Source organism: Amphritea atlantica, assembly GCA_024397875.1.
Lineage (GTDB): Bacteria > Pseudomonadota > Gammaproteobacteria > Pseudomonadales > Balneatricaceae > Amphritea > Amphritea atlantica_B.
The window spans coordinates 3,187,925-3,206,542 of the sequence record CP073344.1; the positions used below are offsets into that span (position 1 = coordinate 3,187,925).

18 protein-coding genes are annotated in these 18,618 nt (G+C 51.4%); 10 read left to right on the forward strand and 8 right to left on the reverse strand.

From position 1 onward, the window contains the following. Positions 1-245: 245 nt before the first annotated feature. From KDX31_14725 to KDX31_14755, 7 genes are all read right to left on the reverse strand, one after another. Positions 246-671: a hypothetical protein gene (locus KDX31_14725; protein ID UTW02591.1), complete on the reverse strand. Its 426-nt coding sequence runs from the start codon at positions 669-671 to the stop codon at positions 246-248. Between the two features lie 338 nt (positions 672-1,009). Next, positions 1,010-2,134, reverse strand: coding sequence for a copper resistance protein NlpE N-terminal domain-containing protein (locus KDX31_14730; protein ID UTW02592.1), 1,125 nt, complete (start codon positions 2,132-2,134; stop codon positions 1,010-1,012). Positions 2,135-2,733: 599 nt separating this feature from the next. Beyond that, positions 2,734-3,588: a 3-hydroxybutyryl-CoA dehydrogenase gene (locus KDX31_14735; GenBank protein UTW02593.1), complete on the reverse strand. Its 855-nt coding sequence runs from the start codon at positions 3,586-3,588 to the stop codon at positions 2,734-2,736. 149 nt (positions 3,589-3,737) lie between these two features. After that, positions 3,738-5,048: a uracil-xanthine permease gene (locus tag KDX31_14740; GenBank protein ID UTW02594.1), complete on the reverse strand. Its 1,311-nt coding sequence runs from the start codon at positions 5,046-5,048 to the stop codon at positions 3,738-3,740. Between the two features lie 10 nt (positions 5,049-5,058). Then, positions 5,059-5,685 (reverse strand): uracil phosphoribosyltransferase, encoded by a 627-nt coding sequence (gene upp, locus KDX31_14745; protein ID UTW02595.1) that lies wholly within the window; start codon positions 5,683-5,685, stop codon positions 5,059-5,061. Between the two features lie 283 nt (positions 5,686-5,968). Further along, positions 5,969-6,733, reverse strand: a complete 765-nt coding sequence (locus tag KDX31_14750) for a ParA family protein (protein ID UTW02596.1) — start codon at positions 6,731-6,733, stop codon at positions 5,969-5,971. Positions 6,734-6,807: 74 nt separating this feature from the next. Further along, entirely contained in the window at positions 6,808-7,851 is a 1,044-nt protein-coding gene (locus KDX31_14755) for a DUF2333 family protein (protein UTW02597.1), read from the reverse strand. 361 nt (positions 7,852-8,212) lie between these two features. Between KDX31_14755 and aroQ the strand changes: the two genes are divergently transcribed. From aroQ to KDX31_14780, 5 genes are all read left to right on the forward strand, one after another. Further along, positions 8,213-8,656, forward strand: a complete 444-nt coding sequence (aroQ, locus tag KDX31_14760) for a type II 3-dehydroquinate dehydratase (GenBank protein UTW02598.1) — start codon at positions 8,213-8,215, stop codon at positions 8,654-8,656. Between the two features lie 29 nt (positions 8,657-8,685). Continuing rightward, complete coding sequence (locus KDX31_14765) at positions 8,686-9,132, forward strand: acetyl-CoA carboxylase biotin carboxyl carrier protein (protein UTW02599.1); 447 nt, start codon at positions 8,686-8,688, stop codon at positions 9,130-9,132. A 25-nt stretch (positions 9,133-9,157) separates the two neighbouring features. Beyond that, entirely contained in the window at positions 9,158-10,501 is a 1,344-nt protein-coding gene (accC, locus tag KDX31_14770) for an acetyl-CoA carboxylase biotin carboxylase subunit (GenBank protein ID UTW02600.1), read from the forward strand. Between the two features lie 105 nt (positions 10,502-10,606). Beyond that, positions 10,607-11,500 (forward strand): 50S ribosomal protein L11 methyltransferase, encoded by an 894-nt coding sequence (gene prmA / locus KDX31_14775; protein UTW02601.1) that lies wholly within the window; start codon positions 10,607-10,609, stop codon positions 11,498-11,500. 11 nt (positions 11,501-11,511) lie between these two features. Further along, on the forward strand, positions 11,512-12,915 hold the full coding sequence (locus KDX31_14780) for a DUF3426 domain-containing protein (GenBank protein UTW02602.1): 1,404 nt from the start codon (positions 11,512-11,514) through the stop codon (positions 12,913-12,915). Positions 12,916-12,976: 61 nt separating this feature from the next. On the opposite strand, the gene KDX31_14785 is transcribed toward KDX31_14780, so the two are convergent. Further along, positions 12,977-13,150 (reverse strand): hypothetical protein, encoded by a 174-nt coding sequence (locus KDX31_14785; protein UTW02603.1) that lies wholly within the window; start codon positions 13,148-13,150, stop codon positions 12,977-12,979. Here KDX31_14785 and dusB point away from each other — a divergent pair. The 5 genes from dusB (at position 13,143) to KDX31_14810 (ending at position 18,452) form a co-directional block, all read left to right on the forward strand. Next, positions 13,143-14,153 carry a tRNA dihydrouridine synthase DusB gene (gene dusB / locus KDX31_14790; GenBank protein UTW02604.1) on the forward strand — a complete coding sequence of 337 codons (1,011 nt, stop codon included), beginning with the start codon at positions 13,143-13,145 and terminating at the stop codon, positions 14,151-14,153. The two genes, KDX31_14785 and dusB, sit on opposite strands and share 8 nt — an antisense overlap. A 24-nt stretch (positions 14,154-14,177) precedes the next feature. Continuing rightward, entirely contained in the window at positions 14,178-14,468 is a 291-nt protein-coding gene (gene fis / locus KDX31_14795; GenBank protein UTW02605.1) for a DNA-binding transcriptional regulator Fis, read from the forward strand. A gap of 35 nt (positions 14,469-14,503) precedes the next feature. Then, positions 14,504-16,087 (forward strand): bifunctional phosphoribosylaminoimidazolecarboxamide formyltransferase/IMP cyclohydrolase, encoded by a 1,584-nt coding sequence (gene purH / locus KDX31_14800; protein UTW02606.1) that lies wholly within the window; start codon positions 14,504-14,506, stop codon positions 16,085-16,087. 72 nt (positions 16,088-16,159) lie between these two features. Further along, positions 16,160-17,443 carry a phosphoribosylamine--glycine ligase gene (gene purD / locus KDX31_14805; protein UTW02607.1) on the forward strand — a complete coding sequence of 428 codons (1,284 nt, stop codon included), beginning with the start codon at positions 16,160-16,162 and terminating at the stop codon, positions 17,441-17,443. A 136-nt stretch (positions 17,444-17,579) separates the two neighbouring features. Further along, entirely contained in the window at positions 17,580-18,452 is an 873-nt protein-coding gene (locus tag KDX31_14810) for a tetratricopeptide repeat protein (GenBank protein UTW02608.1), read from the forward strand. Positions 18,453-18,618: the final 166 nt, after the last annotated feature.

The following is an 18,618-nucleotide window of genomic DNA, read 5'->3' on the forward strand; positions in this document are numbered from 1 at the left end:
CCTACAGTGTAGCGCGTTGCGCAACAGCGTCAAGCTGCATATTTCTAAATCAGTGAACCAAGAAGGCTCGAGTTGATGGTTATGAGCCTATTGGTACCAGATCCTGACTACAGGGATCTGACCACTTTAGCGGAAAGAGCGTATGTACCACAGAGGTAACAGCCAGAGCAGAAGTTATAAGGAAAATTCTGTTTCCTTATTGTTTTGCCAAATCTATTACACAGACCCTATCGATTCCTATGCCACTACTTGTTATAGCGGATATTAATCTTGAGACTGGTTTCAATTTTAGACATAGCTTCATATATTTGAACCTGCCCATCACGCTTATTTTCTTTTGTGCAGACCAGATTACCGATTAGATTGATATTTTTGGCAGCACTTAATACTTTATTATAAGCAGGCAAGCCATAGACACATGACAAGTATGAATACAAAATTATTGATTGTCTTTTTTGTAGAAGCTCTGAAGCAAAAACAAATAACATCTCTTCAATTTCTTCGGTGCCTTTGGCACACATAATTTGCGATTGATATCGCAAAAAAAATTGTGTTATTTTTCCTAACAGCGACCTGAAATCAAGAATTGGCTCAGCAATAAACTTAATAATAATCTGCCCTATAACAAAAACAGCAACACCTGCCACTACAGTTTCAAATACAGAGCTCATATCTTTCCTTAGTTATAACAGCAAGTTATTGCGCCCTTTGGAACTATAATTCTGGAAATAAGATAGCCAAAAAGTCACATTTCTTGAAAAGAATCAGCAGGATAGCTACAACAAGAGGAGGTTTTCTACAGAATAATACTGTCTGTAAAAGCCGCGTCCCTGCTTTCATACTGGCTCCAGCATAAGCCCAGCGTTCATTAAAATCAAAACGTTAAATTAACTGCGACTGCTTTTCTTTGCTTTTTCTAGCGAGTCGCGAAGCGACGCTCTAGCCGCTAGCTAGCGGCGCAGCCGCGGTCTGGGCCATTCAGGGCCGTTCGCCCTGAATACCCCATTTTTCAAACCACCATATCGATCTGTTGCAACGTGCCGGCCTCGCCGTTCTCACTGAAATAGACACCGCTGTTTCTGACGGTGCCGTTGTGCTGATTGCCCTCCCCTTTGATATCAAAGGGGGTCGCGCTGGCGCCCAGATAGATCGCGCCGATATCCCGGTCTTTCAGGCTCTCCTGAGAATCAGTTTCACTGGTTTTATTCCAGATCAGCAACTGATCAAAGATTGAGTCGGCTTCGTCGATATAGCCATTTCCATCCTCATCGTAGTCGGCCAGTTCGGCAAAGCCATCGCCGGTGCGGGCGCCAAACAGCTCTGATCCATCATTGATGATGCCATCACTGTTGCGGTCCAGCGCCAGCATGCCGCTGTTCCCGGTCAGATAACTGATCAGCTCTTTATCGCCATCGGCATCCAGATCAAACTCAAATTTATCATTGCTGAGATCGGCATAGTTACCTTCAAAATTAAGGATTAGCGGGTCTGTGAATACTAACTCCTGCGTCTCTTTATATTCCCGGGTAGCGCTATAACTACGCTCCATCTCCAGACTGAGATCAAAGTCAATTGACTGCCCATCAGCGGTGTTTACGGTGCCGCAGCTGTTGAAGCGGGTGCACTCATACTCTTCAACCGTTTCACTGACGTTGAGCTGCAACCTTAACATCCGGGGCTGTAACGCTACCGGTGGGCTATCCCCGGGTAGCTCTGCAAGCCTGAACGCTGCAGAGCTGAATTGAGGCAGAGACTGAGGTAAAAGCTGGGGCACGGGCAGTGACGGAAAGTCAGGCTGAATCGCCTTTAACAGACTTTGCCAGAGCCGCGCCCGGGTAATATTCTCCTGATTCTGATAGCCCTCGCTATCCTCAAAAGGCCGGAAAAAGGTGCCAGGGGACATTTCTGACAGCCTTGAGCCTAATGACCGCCCTGAGCCTAGCGGCAGTCGGTTAACTGAATCCCCAGCAACAAAATCTCCAGCGCCCTTAACCTGCGACCGGGCTATCAGCGCTTCCAGTTGTGCAACAAACTGACTGCCCAGCCCTCTGTCATCCAGACTGCGGGTAATTTCCCGGAATTCAGATTTCTCATGCTCAACACCGATCTCTATATGACTACTGTTTATAATCATGCTGTTACTCCTTTTTCAGGCAATAAAACCCCGTGCCGCCCATACCAAACCGGCAGCTATCCATTTACTCAGGGCGCAAAAAATCCGCTCAGGCACTCAGCCAAGCTAGCAATCACGGGTGTCATTGAATGAGGAACAGAGTTGCCGCTATGGCTCTGATTTTTGGCCATAGCCAACCCTACCGGACAGATAATCCGGTAAACGGTTTCTCCTCAGACAAACACTGTTGATTAAAAATTCACGATTATTTTATCTCTCCGATAGTCCCCCCCATCTATAACTATCTGAAACCCAAGCTGTTATTAGCCGATAGCCCAGCCGCAGCAGACATTCGCTGGCCGTCAGACTGTTCATTTCAGCCATAACAAAACAGCGTTTCAGTCGTTACCTGTTAATTCAGTAACCTTAGAAACAGCAAGAAACGGGCCTGATCAATAAAGAGATACACAGGGAGAAAACAAAATGGGGAGAATTCAGGAAAAGACGTTCAACAACATTCAGATAGCGATGCCAGTGAAGGATCTGTTATGAAGGGATATGAGGTTAAATGAAAAAGCGCCCTGAGCGGGCGCTTTTATCCAGTCAGCAACCTTCAGCATTCAGCTGTCATACTGATAAAACCCGCGGCCGCTCTTGCGACCCAAGTAGCCGGCATCCACCATCTGCACTAGCAGCGGACAGGGGCGGTATTTGGAGTCTTTGAAGTTGTCGTAGAGCACTTCCATAATGCTCAGACAGGTGTCCAGACCGATCAGATCTGCCAGTGCCAGCGGCCCCATCGGGTGGCTCATGCCCAGCTTCATTACCGTGTCGATCTCTTCCGCTGACGCCAGGTTTTCATAGCGACAGAACACCGCTTCGTTGATCATCGGCATCAGAATACGGTTGGAGACAAATCCCGGGGCATCGTTAACATCCACCGGGACTTTTGCCATATCCAGCGACAGCTGTTTAACCGCATCAAACACGGCATCATCGGTTTGCAGGGCGCGGATAATCTCCACCAGCTGCATCATCGGTACCGGGTTCATAAAATGCATGCCGATCACTTTGCCAGGACGGGAAGTGACCGCCGCCAGCCGGGTGATAGAGATCGACGAGGTATTGGTGGCCAGAATCGCTTCCGGTTTGCAGACCTCATCTAATTTCCGGAAGATATTTTTCTTAATCTCTTCATCTTCACTGGCGGCCTCCACCACAATATCCACTGCCGCCATCGCGGCCATATCGGTGGTTTGCTGTATACGGGCCAGCGCCTGATCCGCTTCGCTCTGCGTCAGTTTCTCTTTATTCACCATCCGCGCCAGACTGGCACTGATAGCACCCAGCCCCCGCGTCAGCGCTGCATCATTGAGATCATAAAGTACCACATCAAATCCGGAGACTGCCGCCACCTGAGCAATACCCCCGCCCATCTGACCTGCACCCACCACACCAAAGCTGTTAATCGTCATTTCAGATAATCCTCTTCAAAACAGCCGACAGTGTTCCATTAATGGGAGAAAAATTCAACAAAAAATAAGGGAATACCCTTACATCTGAGTCACTCACAATAAAACCGGCCAGAGCCGGTTTTATTATACTGCATCAGACAAAGTGCTGATTACTTCGCATGGTCGATCAGATCATCCACCACTGCCTGCTCTTCATGCAGATCATCGGCGACAGGCTTAGTGTCCGGCAGCAACAGATTGAGTACAATCGCAACAACACCACACAGACTGACGCCCTGCATACTGAAGCCGCCTTGACCGACAACCATTCCGCCAATACCAAACACCAGTGTGGTAGCGACAATCACCAGATTACGCTGTTCAGCCAGATCGACACGGGCTTTAATCAGGGTATTCAGACCCACCCCGGCAATCGAACCAAACAGCAAAATCAGAATGCCCCCCATCACCGGTCCCGGAATCGTTTGCAGTAAAATTCCGAACTTCGCCACAAAGGCCAGCAAAATAGCGAATACCGCCGCCCAGACCATAATCATCGGATTGAATGAGCGGGTCAGCATCACCGCACCGGTCACCTCGGAATAAGTGGTATTCGGTGGCCCGCCGAACAGTGCTGCTGCTGAGGTTGCCAGTCCATCACCGAACAGGGTGCGGTGCAGACCCGGCTTTTTAATGTAATCTTTGCCGGTCACATGCCCTATCGCCAGCACATCCCCCACATGCTCAACCGCCGGTGCAATAGCGACCGGAATCATAAACAGCACGGCCTGCCAGTTAAACTCAGGCAGCACAAAGGAGGGCACCGCAATAAAGGCGGCGTCCGCAACGATCTGATAGTTCACCATGCCGAAAAAGTTGGCCATGACATAGCCAACCACGACCCCGGCCATGATCGGCAGCAAACGAAAGACCCCTTTACCGAAGGTCGCCACCAGCAACGTTGTCAGCAATGCCGACATCGACACGATCATCGAATCAACGTAGGGAAACAGCTCGACGCTGCCATCCCCGGCTTTGCCCATCGCCATGTTAACCGCAACCGGAGCCAATCCAAGTCCGATGACCATAATAACCGGCCCCACCACGACCGGTGGCAGCAGCCGGTGCAGGAAGCCAACACCACGCAACTTTACCGCCAGCGCCAGCAGCATATACACCAGTCCGGCACAGAACAGCGCCCCCAGCGTTGCCGGCATCCCCCAGGTCTGGGTGCTATAGATAATCGGCGCGATGAAGGCAAATGAAGACGCCAGAAAAACCGGTACCAGCCGTTTCGTTACAAACTGGAACAACAGGGTGCCGATACCCGCCGTGAACAGCGCCACACTGGGGTCCATACCGGTTAACAGCGGCATCAGCACCAGCGCACCAAAGGCAACAAACAGCATCTGTGATCCGGCCAGGACAGTACGCCACCGCGGCTCGCTGCCGTCCAGAACGTCATGCATATGAGGTGTCATCTTATATCCCCTATTTAGTGCCAAAGATCTTGTCGCCGGCATCACCCAGCCCCGGAATGATGTAACCATTCTCGTTAAGATGGCTATCCACCGCGGCGGTATACAGCTCAACATCAGGATGCGCCTCGTTAACCGCCTTTATTCCTTCAGGCGCCGCCACCAACACCAGTGCTTTGATCTGGTTACAACCCGCCTGTTTCAGCATATCAATGGTGGCATTCATGGAGCCTCCGGTTGCCAGCATCGGGTCGATCACCAACGCCAGCCGCTCCTCCATATCACTGGTCAGTCGTTCAAAATAGGTGACCGGTTGCAGTGTTTCCTCGTCACGATACAGTCCTACCACGCTGATCTTGGCGCTGGGAATCAGATCAAGAACCCCATCCAGCATGCCGATACCGGCGCGCAATATAGGCACTACGGTGACTTTCTTCCCCTTGATCTGCTCGCCGGTCATCTCACCGCACCAGCCTTCGAACTGATAGTTTTCTGTTTTCAGATCCTTGGTCGCTTCATAGGTCAGCAGTGCGCCGACTTCTGCCGCCAGCTGCCGGAATGCCCGGGTGCTGATATCCGCAGCCCGCATCAGGCTGATCTTATGCTTTACCAGTGGGTGGTTGATCTCATGTACTTGCATCAGGGAATCTCTCTTAAAGCGCCGTGAACGGAAGCCTCAGCCGCTGGCAGCACACACGAATAAATGCGGCTGACACCTGCCATCGGACTGAGCCCTAAAATTTAAAACATGATACCCTGAGCTACACAGAAAGTCTTAGACTGGGGTCAGAAAAATCCATCCGGTTACAGACAACAGCACCAACGACCAAAACCAAAAAAAAAACGCACTTCTCAGTGCGTTTTTCGAATCACCGGTGAATCACACCATTATGAGATTCACAGCATGAGCAGCCTGACGTCAGTCAGGCGTGCAACTCGTCATACAGCGACAGGTATTCCAGCGTCAGCTTATGCTTTGGCGCAAAGTAGATCAGCGGCATACACGCATTGTGGGACTCTTTCATCTTCACCGATGAGGAGATCATCGCGTTAAGAACCGGCAAGTTGTCCTCTTTCAGCATCTCCACAATGGTTTTTGATGCATTTGCCCGGGGCTGGTACTGGTTAACAACAATCCCCTCGATCTTTAACTGGTCGTTATGGTCCTGCTGGGTCTCCTGCACGTTATACATCAGGCTATAGAGCGCCTGCCGTGAGAACTCATCGCAATCAAACGGGATCAGACAACTGTTCGCAGTGCAGAGCGCCGACAGAGTATAAAAATTGAATGCCGGAGGCGTATCGATATAGACCGCATCATACCGATCAAGGTTAAGCAGAGCATCGCGCAGCTTATAGATCTTATGCTTGGCCTCCAGCTTGGCATGCAGATCGCCCAGCTCCGGGCTTGAGGGCAGCAGATCGAGATTGTCATACACGGTGGGGTGAATGAAATCGGTGATCTCTTTTGGCCGCACCTGAAAGCTCAGGGTCTGCTCAAAGAAATCTTTAATATCACCCACTGTATCATTCACAAGATCGCCCAGCAGATAGTGGCTGGTATTGCATTGAGGATCCAGATCAACCACCAGTGTCCGCTTGCCTTTGCTGGCGCTAATCGCCGCAAGGTTTGTACTGATACTGGACTTACCCACACCACCTTTCTGATTAAAGACAACTCGGATCATACAGTTTCCCTTTCGATAAGCGCTGACTTCACGCTATAAGAACATTTTCGGGTATTCATTAACCCTGCTCTGACTCACCCCTGTTCTAACAACGTACGCAGATCGATGATTGCAGCGTTAGCGCGGGATATATAGGAGGCCATCACCAGCGAGTGGTTGGCCAGCAAACCAAATTCATTGCCATTCATAATCATGGGACTCCAGACGGTTCCCTGAGTGGCTTCCAGTTCACGAATGATCTGCCGCAGACTGATCAGCGCATTCTTCTTCTCCAGCGCATCGGCAAAATCCACCTCGACCGCCTGCAGCAGATGAATCAGCGCCCAGGCGGTTCCCCGGGCTTCATAAAAGACATCATCAATCTCCAGCCAGCCGGTTTTCACTTCCAGCTCGGCGGCATTATCAGTGGACTGACGGGCTGCAGATTCGCCGGCCAGATCGGTATTAACCCGCTTTTGTCCGACACTGGCGCTGAGGCGCTGGGACAGACTGCCCAGCCGGGTCGATACATCGGCCAGCCAGCCGCGCAGATTATCGGCCCGCGCATAAAACTGGGCGTCCTGCTGCTGAGAGTCAATCAGGCGTGACTCATAGGCACGCAGATATTTCAGTGATTTCTTATATTCGCCCTCACTGGCGGGCAGCAACCAGCTGTTATTATCAAAGTGCAGTAGAGGTTCAGCTTCTTTCAGGTCAACATCTTCGGTCGACTGTGACTGTGAACGGCTGAAATCTTTACGCATCGCCCGGGACATATCCCGCGCCTGAACCAGCACACCGAATTCCCAGCGGGGAATATTATCCAGCCAGATCCCCGGAGGGGTCCGGTCATTCGAGAGATATCCACCGGGCTTTTGCAGCAGCGTTTCGGTAACTTTAATCAATGTTGACACCGTGGCTGAACCAACCACCGGCTGCTCTGTCCCCTGAGCCGTCTGTATGACCACAGGCCGGACCTCAAACGGTTCTGGCTCCTGGCTCCACCAGATGCCCAGCCCCAGGCTTACCAGCAGATAGAGACCCAGCAGAACTAAAACTGGCCGTAAAAGCTTCACGCGACCAGCGGCCCCTGTCAGTTTATCCCAGAGTGAAAACCACAACCGCTGTAACATTTCCATGGTATATCCTTTAACGAAAAAGCGCTTATTGCACCGCAATATGTCCGATTTGTAACAGCGGGTCAATGCTGACCGCACTGTAAATAGCTGACCATTATAGTATCACCGATGCCCGGCCATTTATTCAGCCGCTAAAATAAAGCCCGAGCTGTCTGAAATCCTTCAGTCAAAATCAGTCACAAAGTTCTTCAGCAAGAGAGAGTTAAAGCAAACTATGATCAGAAACCATCCAGAACGTCGGGAAAACTGATGATAAAACACAATAAGTAGCAAAGCTGTTTACACTGTTTCGGTTTTCCGGCAAACTACCCTACTTTTATACCCATCGGACGCGATCCTGCGTCATATAGGCAAAATTTGAATGGCTAAGATACTGCTTCTTAACGGTCCAAACCTGAATCTGCTCGGCACTCGCGAGCCTGAAGTTTACGGTGCCGATACCCTGCAGGACATTAACCAGCGCCTAACCACCCTTGCTCAGCAGGCGGGTCATCAGATTGAGTGCCTGCAAAGTAATGCCGAGCATGTACTGATTGATCGCATCCATCAGGCCCGCGTCGATCAGGTGGATTTTATACTGATCAATCCAGCTGCATTCACCCACACCAGCGTTGCACTGCGTGATGCACTTCTCGGCGTTTCGATCCCTTTTATAGAGATCCACATCTCCAATGTGCACGCCCGTGAAGCGTTTCGCCACCATTCTTTTCTGTCGGATGTGGCTGTGGGAGTTATTTGTGGCCTGGGCGTCCAGGGTTATGAATTTGCATTACAGTCCGCTATTAGCCGGATTGAAAAACCTTAACAACTGAATTTATAGAGAATTTCATTCGTATGGATATTCGCAAAGTTAAAAAACTGATTGAGCTGCTGGAAGAATCAAACATCAACGAGATTGAGATTCATGAAGGTGAAGAGTCTGTTCGCATCAGCCGTGGCTCTACTGTTGTCGCCGCACCTGCACCTGTAGCAGCGGCTCCGGCACCCGTAGCGGCTCCGATTGCAGCACCCGTTGCACCGGTAGCTGAAGCAGCGCCTGCACACAACGGCCACGCGGTTCTGTCGCCAATGGTCGGTACTTTCTACCGCGCTCCTTCTCCTAGCTCAGCATCATTTATTGAAGTGGGTCAGTCAGTTAAAGAGGGCGACCCTATCTGCATCGTTGAAGCGATGAAGATGATGAATCAGATCGAAGCAGACAAGTCCGGTGTGGTCGAAGCAATATTGGTAGAAGACGGCCAGCCGGTTGAGTTTGATCAGCCACTGGTAATCATCGTTTAAGCTATCCACCAGACAGGTTTACAACATGCTAGAAAAAGTTGTTATTGCCAACCGGGGCGAAATCGCATTGCGAATTCTCCGGGCGTGTAAGGAACTGGGCATCAAAACGGTTGCGATCCACTCCACTGCGGACCGCGACCTGATGCATGTTCGCCTTGCTGACGAAGCCGTATGTATCGGACCACCTCCGTCAGCACAAAGCTATCTGAACATCCCTGCAATCATCGCTGCAGCCGAAGTGACCGACGCCATGGGCATCCATCCCGGTTACGGGTTCCTGGCTGAAAATGCAGATTTTGCTGAGCGGGTAGAAAAGAGCGGCTTTGCCTTTATCGGCCCGAAAGCGGAAACCATCCGCATCATGGGTGATAAAGTTGCCGCCATCGAAGCGATGCAAAAAGCGGGCGTGCCAACGGTTCCCGGCTCTGATGGTGAGTTGCCGGAAGATGGCGATACCATTATCGACATCGCCCGCAAAATTGGTTACCCGGTTATTATCAAGGCAGCAGCCGGCGGCGGTGGCCGCGGTATGCGCGTTGTCCACAGTGAAGCCAGCCTTCTGAATGCTGTTTATGTCACCAAGTCAGAAGCCAAAGCGGCATTTGGTGATGAAACCGTATATATGGAGAAGTTCCTCGAGAACCCACGCCATGTTGAGATTCAGGTACTGTCTGACGGCCAGGGCAATGCGATCCATCTGTATGACCGTGACTGCTCAATGCAGCGTCGGCACCAGAAGGTTGTTGAGGAAGCGCCCGCGCCACACATCGACCCTGATGCTCGGGCTAAAGTGCTGAAGAGCTGCGTAGATGCCTGTATTGCGATCAACTATCGCGGTGCCGGGACCTTCGAGTTCCTCTATGAAGACGGTAATTTTTACTTTATCGAGATGAACACCCGGGTTCAGGTTGAACACCCGGTATCGGAGATGGTGACCGGTATCGATATCGTTAAAGAGCAGCTGCGCATCGCCTCAGGCATGCCACTCTCATTCAAGCAGGAAGATGTAAAACTGCTGGGCCACTCCATCGAGTGCCGGATCAACGCTGAAGATCCGAAAACCTTCATGCCATGTCCAGGCACCGTTAATCACTTCCACGCACCAGGCGGCATCGGCGTACGGGTTGATTCACACCTGTACAACGGCTATACCGTTCCTCCACACTATGATTCGCTGATCGCCAAGCTGATCACCTATGGTGAAGACCGGGCAACCGCACTGCGGAGAATGGAGATTGCACTGGATGAGATGGTGGTAGAAGGTATCCGCTGTAATATCCCACTGCACCAGACGATCGTTCGCGACGCTAACTTCGCCGAAGGTGGGGTTAACATCCACTATCTGGAAAAGAAACTGGGTCTGGACTGATCAGCAGATATCATTCCCAGAAAAAAGCCTCCCGATGGAGGCTTTTTTTCGCTTACTCCTCTTGCTATAAAGACTATATATACCGAAGGTTATAAGGAAAACACCATGCCCTGGTTACAGATCAAACTGGATGTCCTGCCTGATAATGCTGAGCAGTATGAAGATCTGCTACTCGCTGCCGGCTGCGCCGCCGTAACCCTTCAGGACCGTGAAGATACGCCAATTTTCGAGCCGGATTTGGGCACCACTCCCCTGTGGAGCAACACAGTGCTGACCGGGCTGTTTTCTGCTGATCACGATCTGGATGCCACGCAGGCATTTCTGCATGAATCCCATGCTCAGCTATTCCCTAACACCCCCTTTCCAAAGATGAAAACTGAGATTCTGGAGGATAAGGACTGGGAACGGGAATGGATGGATAACTACCACCCGATGCAATTTGGCAACCGTTTGTGGGTCTGCCCCAGCTGGAAAGCGGTTCCCGATCCGGATGCGGTCAACCTGATGCTGGATCCCGGACTGGCCTTTGGTACCGGAACCCATCCGACTACCGCCCTCTGCCTGGAGTTTCTCGACTCCCTGCAACTGAAAGGTAAACAGGTAGTCGACTATGGCTGCGGCTCAGGCATTCTGGGGATCGCAGCGCTGCTGCTGGGAGCCCGTCATGTTACCGCAGTCGATATAGACCCTCAGGCACTGGATGCCAGTCTGGATAACCTGCAACGCAATCAGCTGTCAAAAGACCGCCTGCAGGTTTACTTCCCGGAAAAAGCGCCTCAGGATCAGGCAGACCTGGTGGTCGCCAACATCCTTGCCGGCCCTCTGGTACAACTGGCCCCCACCCTCACCTCACTTTGTAAAACCGGCGGACAGCTGATTTTGTCGGGATTACTGGCGGATCAGGAGGCCGAACTGCGCCAGGCCTATAGCGGCCAGTTTGATCTGGATCCGGTAACAGAGAAAGAGGGCTGGATTCGCATAACGGGTGTTAAGCGATAACCGGTTTTACTATGGGCCGCAACATCATCACCGAATGCCCCGCCTGTCACACCCGGTTCCAGGTGACTCAGGGGCAACTCAAAATAGCCAGCGGAAAGGTGCGCTGCGGTGCTTGTCTGGACGTTTTTAATGCCGAGGTCTATCGCTGTGATGATCCCAACGACCTGGCGGAACCGCAGGATCGACCGCTGCAGCAACAGCTTAACACGGATCAGAGCCATAAAGACCCGCTGTTTGATCTGATTGAGATTCCCGACTTCAGCCCTCCGGCCAGACCTTCCGAGGGCATTGATAAACGCTACAGCATCCCGGATAGCGAGCCTGAGCAGACGGCACAACAGAACTCTGATCAATACCCCAGACAGCAACTACCGGAACAGCTGCCCGGACTGGTTACCCGGCAAAAAATCCATCTGCGACAGGACGACACCGATGACCGGGTGCCGGAGACTGAATCAGATGCCATTCATCAAGCCTCGCCTCAGCTACCGGAGCAACCGCTGCAACCTGCGACAGAGTCCCCCGATCTGAATCAACCGGTCAGTGAGCTGCTGCAGCCTCAGCATCCCGGGAAGGCCGGCTTTACTGACACTGACGATCTTCGGCCTCACTCCCTGCCCGGAAAAAATACTGGATTACTGCTTTCTGATCCTGAATTTGATCCTGAATTGGAATTAAAATCTAAGCCTGCACTTGAATCAGAATCCGATACGGTCTCACCTACGATCCCAGAAGCAGAATCACACACTGGTGCTCCAGTCGCTGACAGCGATACGAAGACTCCCCCCGAGACCTCTGTCGCGACTGTAGCAATTAAACTCAGGCCAGACAGCCCGCCCATGCGACCGGCTACATCCTTGCGTGCCGAACCGGTAATGATCCGGACCACACTAGAAAAGTCCCGCTCCAGCGCTGGCTGGATAGTGCTATCAATGCTTGCGACTCTTCTGCTGGCGACACAATACCTCTGGTTCAACCGCCAGCACCTTAGCGCTTATCCCGAGCTGATGCCGGCCTATACCCTGGCATGTGAACACCTGCCCTGCCACCTGAAAACGCCGATCATGCTCGATCTGATCAGCACTAAAAAGCTGGTCGTCCTGGAACATTCGCAATATCAGGGCGTGCTGAGTGTTAACCTGCTGCTGGAGAACCGGAGGGATGCCGATCAACCCTACCCGGCTATTCTGCTAGCGTTCTCCGATCGCCTGGGCAAGCTGATCAGTGAGCGGTTATTTCAGCCCGAGGACTATCTCGACGCCCCGGAATCAAACAACTCAGGCACCACAGCTCCGCTTAAGATGCCTGCCGGGCAGACAGTTCAGATACATTTCGACATTCTCGATCCCGGTCGCCGGGCGCTCAGCTATGAAGCCTCTTTAAAAGCTCCCGCCACCGCTAAAAACAAGCGATAAATCACTCAAACGCCACATTTACGACACCGAAAAGGTGCCCGATCGTTCATACATTTAACAGTTAATGATCATTTTGTAACACATTTTGCAACAACAATATGATCAAAAAACCATCAAAAAGTCCTTGGCCCTCCTCTTCTGAAAGGGTATTATTGTCCGCCTTCCAAACAGCAGTACAGCGGTTATCATTTTGATAGCCATGGGCAGCTATTTCTCTAAATTCGGGGTTGGCCATGTTTCAAATCGGAGCACACACCATTGACAGTCAGGTTATCCTGGCACCGATGGCCGGTGTAACCGACCTGCCTTTTCGCCGGTTGTGCAAACGACTGGGCGCGGGCATGGTGGTCTCTGAGATGGTAACTTCCGATACCCGCCTGTGGCATACCCGAAAATCCAGCTACCGTTTACAAAAAGACCCTAACGACAGTCTCAACGTTGTCCAGATCGCCGGTGGCGACCCTGAGATGATGGCCGAGGCTGCCCGGGTGAATGCCGCTAATGGCGCCCATATTATCGATATCAATATGGGCTGTCCGGCCAAAAAGGTCTGTAATAAAGCCGCGGGATCTGCACTGCTGAAAGATGAAAAACTGGTCCGGGAAATTCTGCAGGCTACCGTTGCAGCTGTCGAGCTGCCGGTGACGCTGAAGATCCGTACCGGCTGGGATACCCACAACCGCAATGGCGAAAGCATCGCCCGGATTGCCGAAGATGCCGGCATTCAGGCACTTGCGGTACATGGTCGTACCCGGGCCTGTGGTTATAAGGGTGATGCCGAGTACGATACCATCGCCCGGATTCGTCAGGCGATCAATATCCCACTGTTTGCCAATGGTGATATCAACTCTGCCGAAAAAGCCCGCCAGGTATTGGATTACACTGGTGCCGATGCCGTTATGCTGGGTCGGCCGGCTCAGGGCAATCCCTGGATATTTCGTGAGATAAGTCATTACCTTTCGACGGGCAAAGTGCTACCCTCCCCGACCGCTGAAGAGGTCCGGGATACGCTTTTAGAACATCTTGAAGCGCTGTATTTTTTTTATGGAGACTATGCCGGGATACGGATTGCCCGCAAACATGTCGGCTGGTACCTAAAAAACAGACAGGATTCAACGCTATTAAAAAGCTCAGATTCTTTCAGAAATGAGTTTAATCAAATAGAAGAAACCGAACTTCAGCTAAGTGCAATCCGGTCATTTTTCACCGCACCGGACAAGGCAGAGGCTGCTGCCTGAATATCGGTTCATTTTTTTAGGTTAATGCAAGTGGATAACAAAACATTGAATACACAAGTGACACAATTGGAAAACATCGATGTGCAGGAACGCACCCTGCGGGACAGCGTGCAGGTCTCTATGCATAACTATTTTCGACAGCTTGACGGACAGCCTGTAACCGACGTATACCAGATGGTACTGGCAGAGATTGAAGCGCCGCTGTTTGAAGCCGTTATGACTTACACCCGCGACAACCAGACCAAGGCTTCTGAACTTCTGGGTCTGAACCGGGGCACGCTGCGCAAGAAGCTGAAGCAATACGGCTTACTGTAATCAATTTTTTTAACTTAAACTCAGAAGACTAAACCATGGCAGAGCAGAAAATCACTCCGGTCCGTCGCGCACTGATCAGTGTGTCTGATAAATCCGGTATCGTTGAATTCGCCCAGGCACTGAGCCAGCGCGGTGTTGAGATCCTTTCCACTGGTGGCACTTACAAGCTGTTGAAAGACAACAACATTCCGGCTATTGAAGTATCTGACTACACCGGTTTTCCGGAAATGATGGATGGTCGTGTTAAAACCCTGCATCCGAAAATTCACGGTGGTATTCTTGGCCGTCGCGGGATTGATGACGCAATCATGAATGAACACGATATCACGCCGATCGATATGGTTGTCGTTAACCTCTACCCGTTCGAGCAAACCATTGCCCGCCCGGATTGCGATCTGCCAATGGCGATTGAAAACATCGATATTGGTGGACCGACCATGGTCCGCTCTGCCGCTAAAAACCATAAAGATGTTGCCATCGTTGTCGCTGCTGACAATTACCAACGGATCATTGCTGAACTGGATGACAAACAGGGCCTGACTCACCCAACCCGCTTTGATCTGGCGGTCCAGGCCTTTGAACACACCGCTGCTTACGACGGTATGATTGCCAACTACCTTGGCGCCATCAACGATGGCAGCGTAGATGAGCCTGCCGACTTCCCACGCACGTTCAACACCCAGTTTGTTAAAGCGCAAGAGATGCGTTACGGCGAAAACCCACATCAGAAAGCCGCATTCTACGTCGAGGCTAACCCTTCTGAAGCCAGCGTTTCCACTGCCCGCCAGCTGCAGGGTAAAGCGTTGTCGTTCAATAATGTTGCCGATACCGATGCGGCACTGGAGTGCGTCAAACCATTCCACGAACCCGCCTGCGTCATTGTTAAACACGCCAACCCATGCGGTGTCGCCGTTGGTGGCACGATTCTGGAAGCCTACAATAAGGCCTTCCAGACTGATCCGACTTCTGCCTTTGGCGGAATCATCGCCTTTAACCGGGAACTGGATGCCAGCACCGCTCAGGCGATCGTCGAGCGCCAGTTTGTTGAAGTGATTATCGCACCGACAGTGACTCAGGAAGCCTCTGATATCGTTGCCGCGAAGCCTAACGTTCGCCTGCTGGCCTGCGGTGAATGGTTTGCCGAGCGCACCAAGCGTTTCGACTATAAGCGTGTGAATGGCGGCCTGCTGGTTCAGGATCAGGACCTGGGCATGGTTGATGTCAGCGAACTGAAAGTGGTTACCAAGATTCAGCCTACAGAAGAGGAGATCCGTGATCTGCTGTTCTGCTGGGAGGTTGCCAAATTTGTTAAGTCCAACGCCATTGTCTATGCCAAAGATGGCCAGACTATCGGTATCGGTGCCGGCCAGATGAGCCGTGTATACAGCGCCAAGATCGCCGGTATTAAAGCTGCTGATGAAGGTCTGGAAGTGAAAGGCTCGGTTATGGCCTCTGACGCCTTCTTCCCGTTCCGCGACGGCATCGATGCCGCTGCGGCTGCCGGCATTAAAGCGATCATCCAGCCGGGTGGTTCAATGCGCGATCAGGAAGTGATCGATGCCGCCAATGAACACGGTATGGCGATGGTCTTCACCGGTATGCGCCACTTCCGCCACTAAGAGTATCAACAGCACCAGAGCCCGTTCGACTGGCTCTGGTGTTATTGAAGATATCAGAATTAAGGTAGAGATATGAACGTATTAGTGATTGGTTCTGGCGGCCGCGAACACGCACTGGCGTGGCAGGCAGCCAAAGACAGCAAGGTTAGCAAAGTCTTTGTTGCACCGGGTAACGCCGGTACCGCTCTCGAGCCTAAGCTGGAAAACGTTGCCATCGACGTGATGGATCAGGATGCGCTGGTAGCATTCGCCAAAGAAAACAGCATTGCTCTGACCATTGTCGGGCCTGAAGCACCACTGGTTGAAGGCATTGTTGATCGTTTTGCCAGCGAAGGTCTGCGCTGCTTTGGTCCGTCAAAAGGCGCTGCACAGTTGGAAGGTTCTAAAGCGTTCACCAAAGATTTTCTTGAGCGCCAGCAGATCCCTACTGCAGATTATCAGAACTTTACTGAGATCGAACCTGCGCTGGCTTACCTGCGTGAAAAAGGTGCCCCGATCGTTGTCAAAGCCGATGGTCTGGCGGCCGGTAAAGGGGTTATCGTGGCGATGACTCTGCAGGAAGCTGAAGATGCCGTTCAGGACATGCTGGCTGGCAATGCATTTGGCGAAGCGGGACACCGGGTTGTCATCGAAGAGTTTCTCGACGGTGAGGAAGCCAGCTTTATCGTCATGGTTGACGGCACTAACGTACTGCCAATGGCCACCAGCCAGGATCATAAACGTGCAGGCAATGGCGATACCGGGCTCAACACCGGTGGCATGGGCGCATACTCCCCTGCCCCGGTTGTCACACCCGAGATCGATCAGCGCATTATGGCTGAGGTTATCCTGCCAACGGTTAAGGGAATGGCTGAGGAGGGCAATACCTATGTCGGTTTCCTCTATGCCGGCCTGATGATTATGGCTGACGGCACACCGAAAGTGATCGAATACAACTGTCGTTTCGGCGATCCGGAAACCCAGCCAATCATGCTGCGCCTGAAATCCGGTATTGTTGAGCTGTGTGATGCAGCACTGGACGGTAAGCTGGATCAGACTACCGCTGAGTGGGATCCACGCAGCGCTGTCGGTGTTGTTCTGGCGGCGGGCGGTTATCCCGGTGATTACGCCAAGGGCGATGTTATCACTCTGCCTCAACAGGTTGCCGAGGGTACTAAAGTGTTCCATGCCGGTACCGCAGAAAAAGACGGTCAGGTTGTCACCAGTGGCGGCCGGGTACTGTGTGCTACCGCGCTGGGAGATTCTGTTACTGAGGCTCAGCAACGTGCCTACGAATTGGTAAAACAGATCAACTGGAATGGTGTTTACTATCGTGATGATATCGCTTACCGGGCGATCGCACGGGAACAGCAATAACAGCGATCCACTCACGAAAACAGCCACTCGACAGTGGCTGTTTTTTTTTACGCAGAAACATCCAACCGCCACACGCTTTCTCAAAAGCATTTTCCAGTTATAATCCTTGCTCAGAATATCACGGAAGGGAATCTTCATGTCCAATAGAGCCGCTGACAGAGTAATAACATTGATGATGGTAGTTGGCCTGCTCATCACGGCAATACCTGTTAGCGCCGAGACTCAAAAGGATAACTACTGCCAGAGTGCCGGAGCAGATAACGATTACGACTGCAGCAAAAACCTGTCATTTCCAGACGACCAGACCGACCTAGACGCCAAATTAAAAGCGCTCAATAGTTGGTTAGAGGATGAACAACAGACACAGAGTGATAACCTTCTGAGCGTCGAAAAACCCAGCTCAGATAATCTTAGAGAAAGGATTCAGTTTAATTCAACGTTACTGGCTGCAGAGCTGCAGCGGGTAAAACAGTTACAGAACAATGGCAATGATGCGGCCGCTTTTAATCAGGTAAACAACTATCTGGTCAACCACCCAAGAGATCCAAACGGATGGCTGCTCTATGGTATATCGCTGATCAATAAGAATAAGCCTGATGACGCCGCCAAGATTTTTCGCTCTCTGATAAAGCTGTATCCTCAAGCCCCTGAACCTTACAACAATCTCGCTGCGATTTACGCTCGCCAGGGTGATAACGAAAAGGCGATCGAGTTACTGCAACAAGCTTTTGAGACTCATCCCAGTTATGCACAGGTGCAGCGTAATCTTAAAGCGATTTACGCCGGTTTAGCTAAAAAGGCCTACAACAAAGCACTGGATCTTGATAACGGACAATCTGCAGCACGGATAAACCTTGGGGTTCTCGATCAGGTCTATCACCCCCCCTACACGTTACCGGACCCTATCGCGGATGCCGCTTCAGCCGGACAGTCGGTTTCCAACCCGGTGATTGAAGAACGCCTGCCTTCTGAGGGGTTAGTGCCAGACACAAAAGATGATGCGCCTTAAAAACTAGCGCTTCGGGCAGTTGAATTCGAACGCGACATCTCAGCCAGGGTAGCAACAGCAACAGTCATTTATCAAAAAGCCACATTAACTATATTAAAGCCATATACATCACAAAAAATCTTCTATAAAAACAAAAAATGACAAAATAATTCATAAAATAACTTCT

Excerpts from the sequence above, each read along its gene's own strand:
- KDX31_14725 (UTW02591.1), bottom strand. The coding sequence starts at position 671 with ATGAGCTCTGTATTTGAAACTGTAGTGGCAGGTGTTGCTGTTTTTGTT.
- KDX31_14730 (UTW02592.1), bottom strand. The coding sequence starts at position 2,134 with ATGATTATAAACAGTAGTCATATAGAGATCGGTGTTGAGCATGAGAAA.
- KDX31_14735 (UTW02593.1), bottom strand. The coding sequence starts at position 3,588 with ATGACGATTAACAGCTTTGGTGTGGTGGGTGCAGGTCAGATGGGCGGG.
- KDX31_14740 (UTW02594.1), bottom strand. The coding sequence starts at position 5,048 with ATGACACCTCATATGCATGACGTTCTGGACGGCAGCGAGCCGCGGTGG.
- upp (UTW02595.1), bottom strand. The coding sequence starts at position 5,685 with ATGCAAGTACATGAGATCAACCACCCACTGGTAAAGCATAAGATCAGC.
- KDX31_14750 (UTW02596.1), bottom strand. The coding sequence starts at position 6,733 with ATGATCCGAGTTGTCTTTAATCAGAAAGGTGGTGTGGGTAAGTCCAGT.
- KDX31_14755 (UTW02597.1), bottom strand. The coding sequence starts at position 7,851 with ATGGAAATGTTACAGCGGTTGTGGTTTTCACTCTGGGATAAACTGACA.
- aroQ (UTW02598.1), top strand. The coding sequence starts at position 8,213 with ATGGCTAAGATACTGCTTCTTAACGGTCCAAACCTGAATCTGCTCGGC.
- KDX31_14765 (UTW02599.1), top strand. The coding sequence starts at position 8,686 with ATGGATATTCGCAAAGTTAAAAAACTGATTGAGCTGCTGGAAGAATCA.
- accC (UTW02600.1), top strand. The coding sequence starts at position 9,158 with ATGCTAGAAAAAGTTGTTATTGCCAACCGGGGCGAAATCGCATTGCGA.
- prmA (UTW02601.1), top strand. The coding sequence starts at position 10,607 with ATGCCCTGGTTACAGATCAAACTGGATGTCCTGCCTGATAATGCTGAG.
- KDX31_14780 (UTW02602.1), top strand. The coding sequence starts at position 11,512 with ATGGGCCGCAACATCATCACCGAATGCCCCGCCTGTCACACCCGGTTC.
- KDX31_14785 (UTW02603.1), bottom strand. The coding sequence starts at position 13,150 with ATGGCCAACCCCGAATTTAGAGAAATAGCTGCCCATGGCTATCAAAAT.
- fis (UTW02605.1), top strand. The coding sequence starts at position 14,178 with ATGCAAGTGGATAACAAAACATTGAATACACAAGTGACACAATTGGAA.
- purH (UTW02606.1), top strand. The coding sequence starts at position 14,504 with ATGGCAGAGCAGAAAATCACTCCGGTCCGTCGCGCACTGATCAGTGTG.
- purD (UTW02607.1), top strand. The coding sequence starts at position 16,160 with ATGAACGTATTAGTGATTGGTTCTGGCGGCCGCGAACACGCACTGGCG.
- KDX31_14810 (UTW02608.1), top strand. The coding sequence starts at position 17,580 with ATGTCCAATAGAGCCGCTGACAGAGTAATAACATTGATGATGGTAGTT.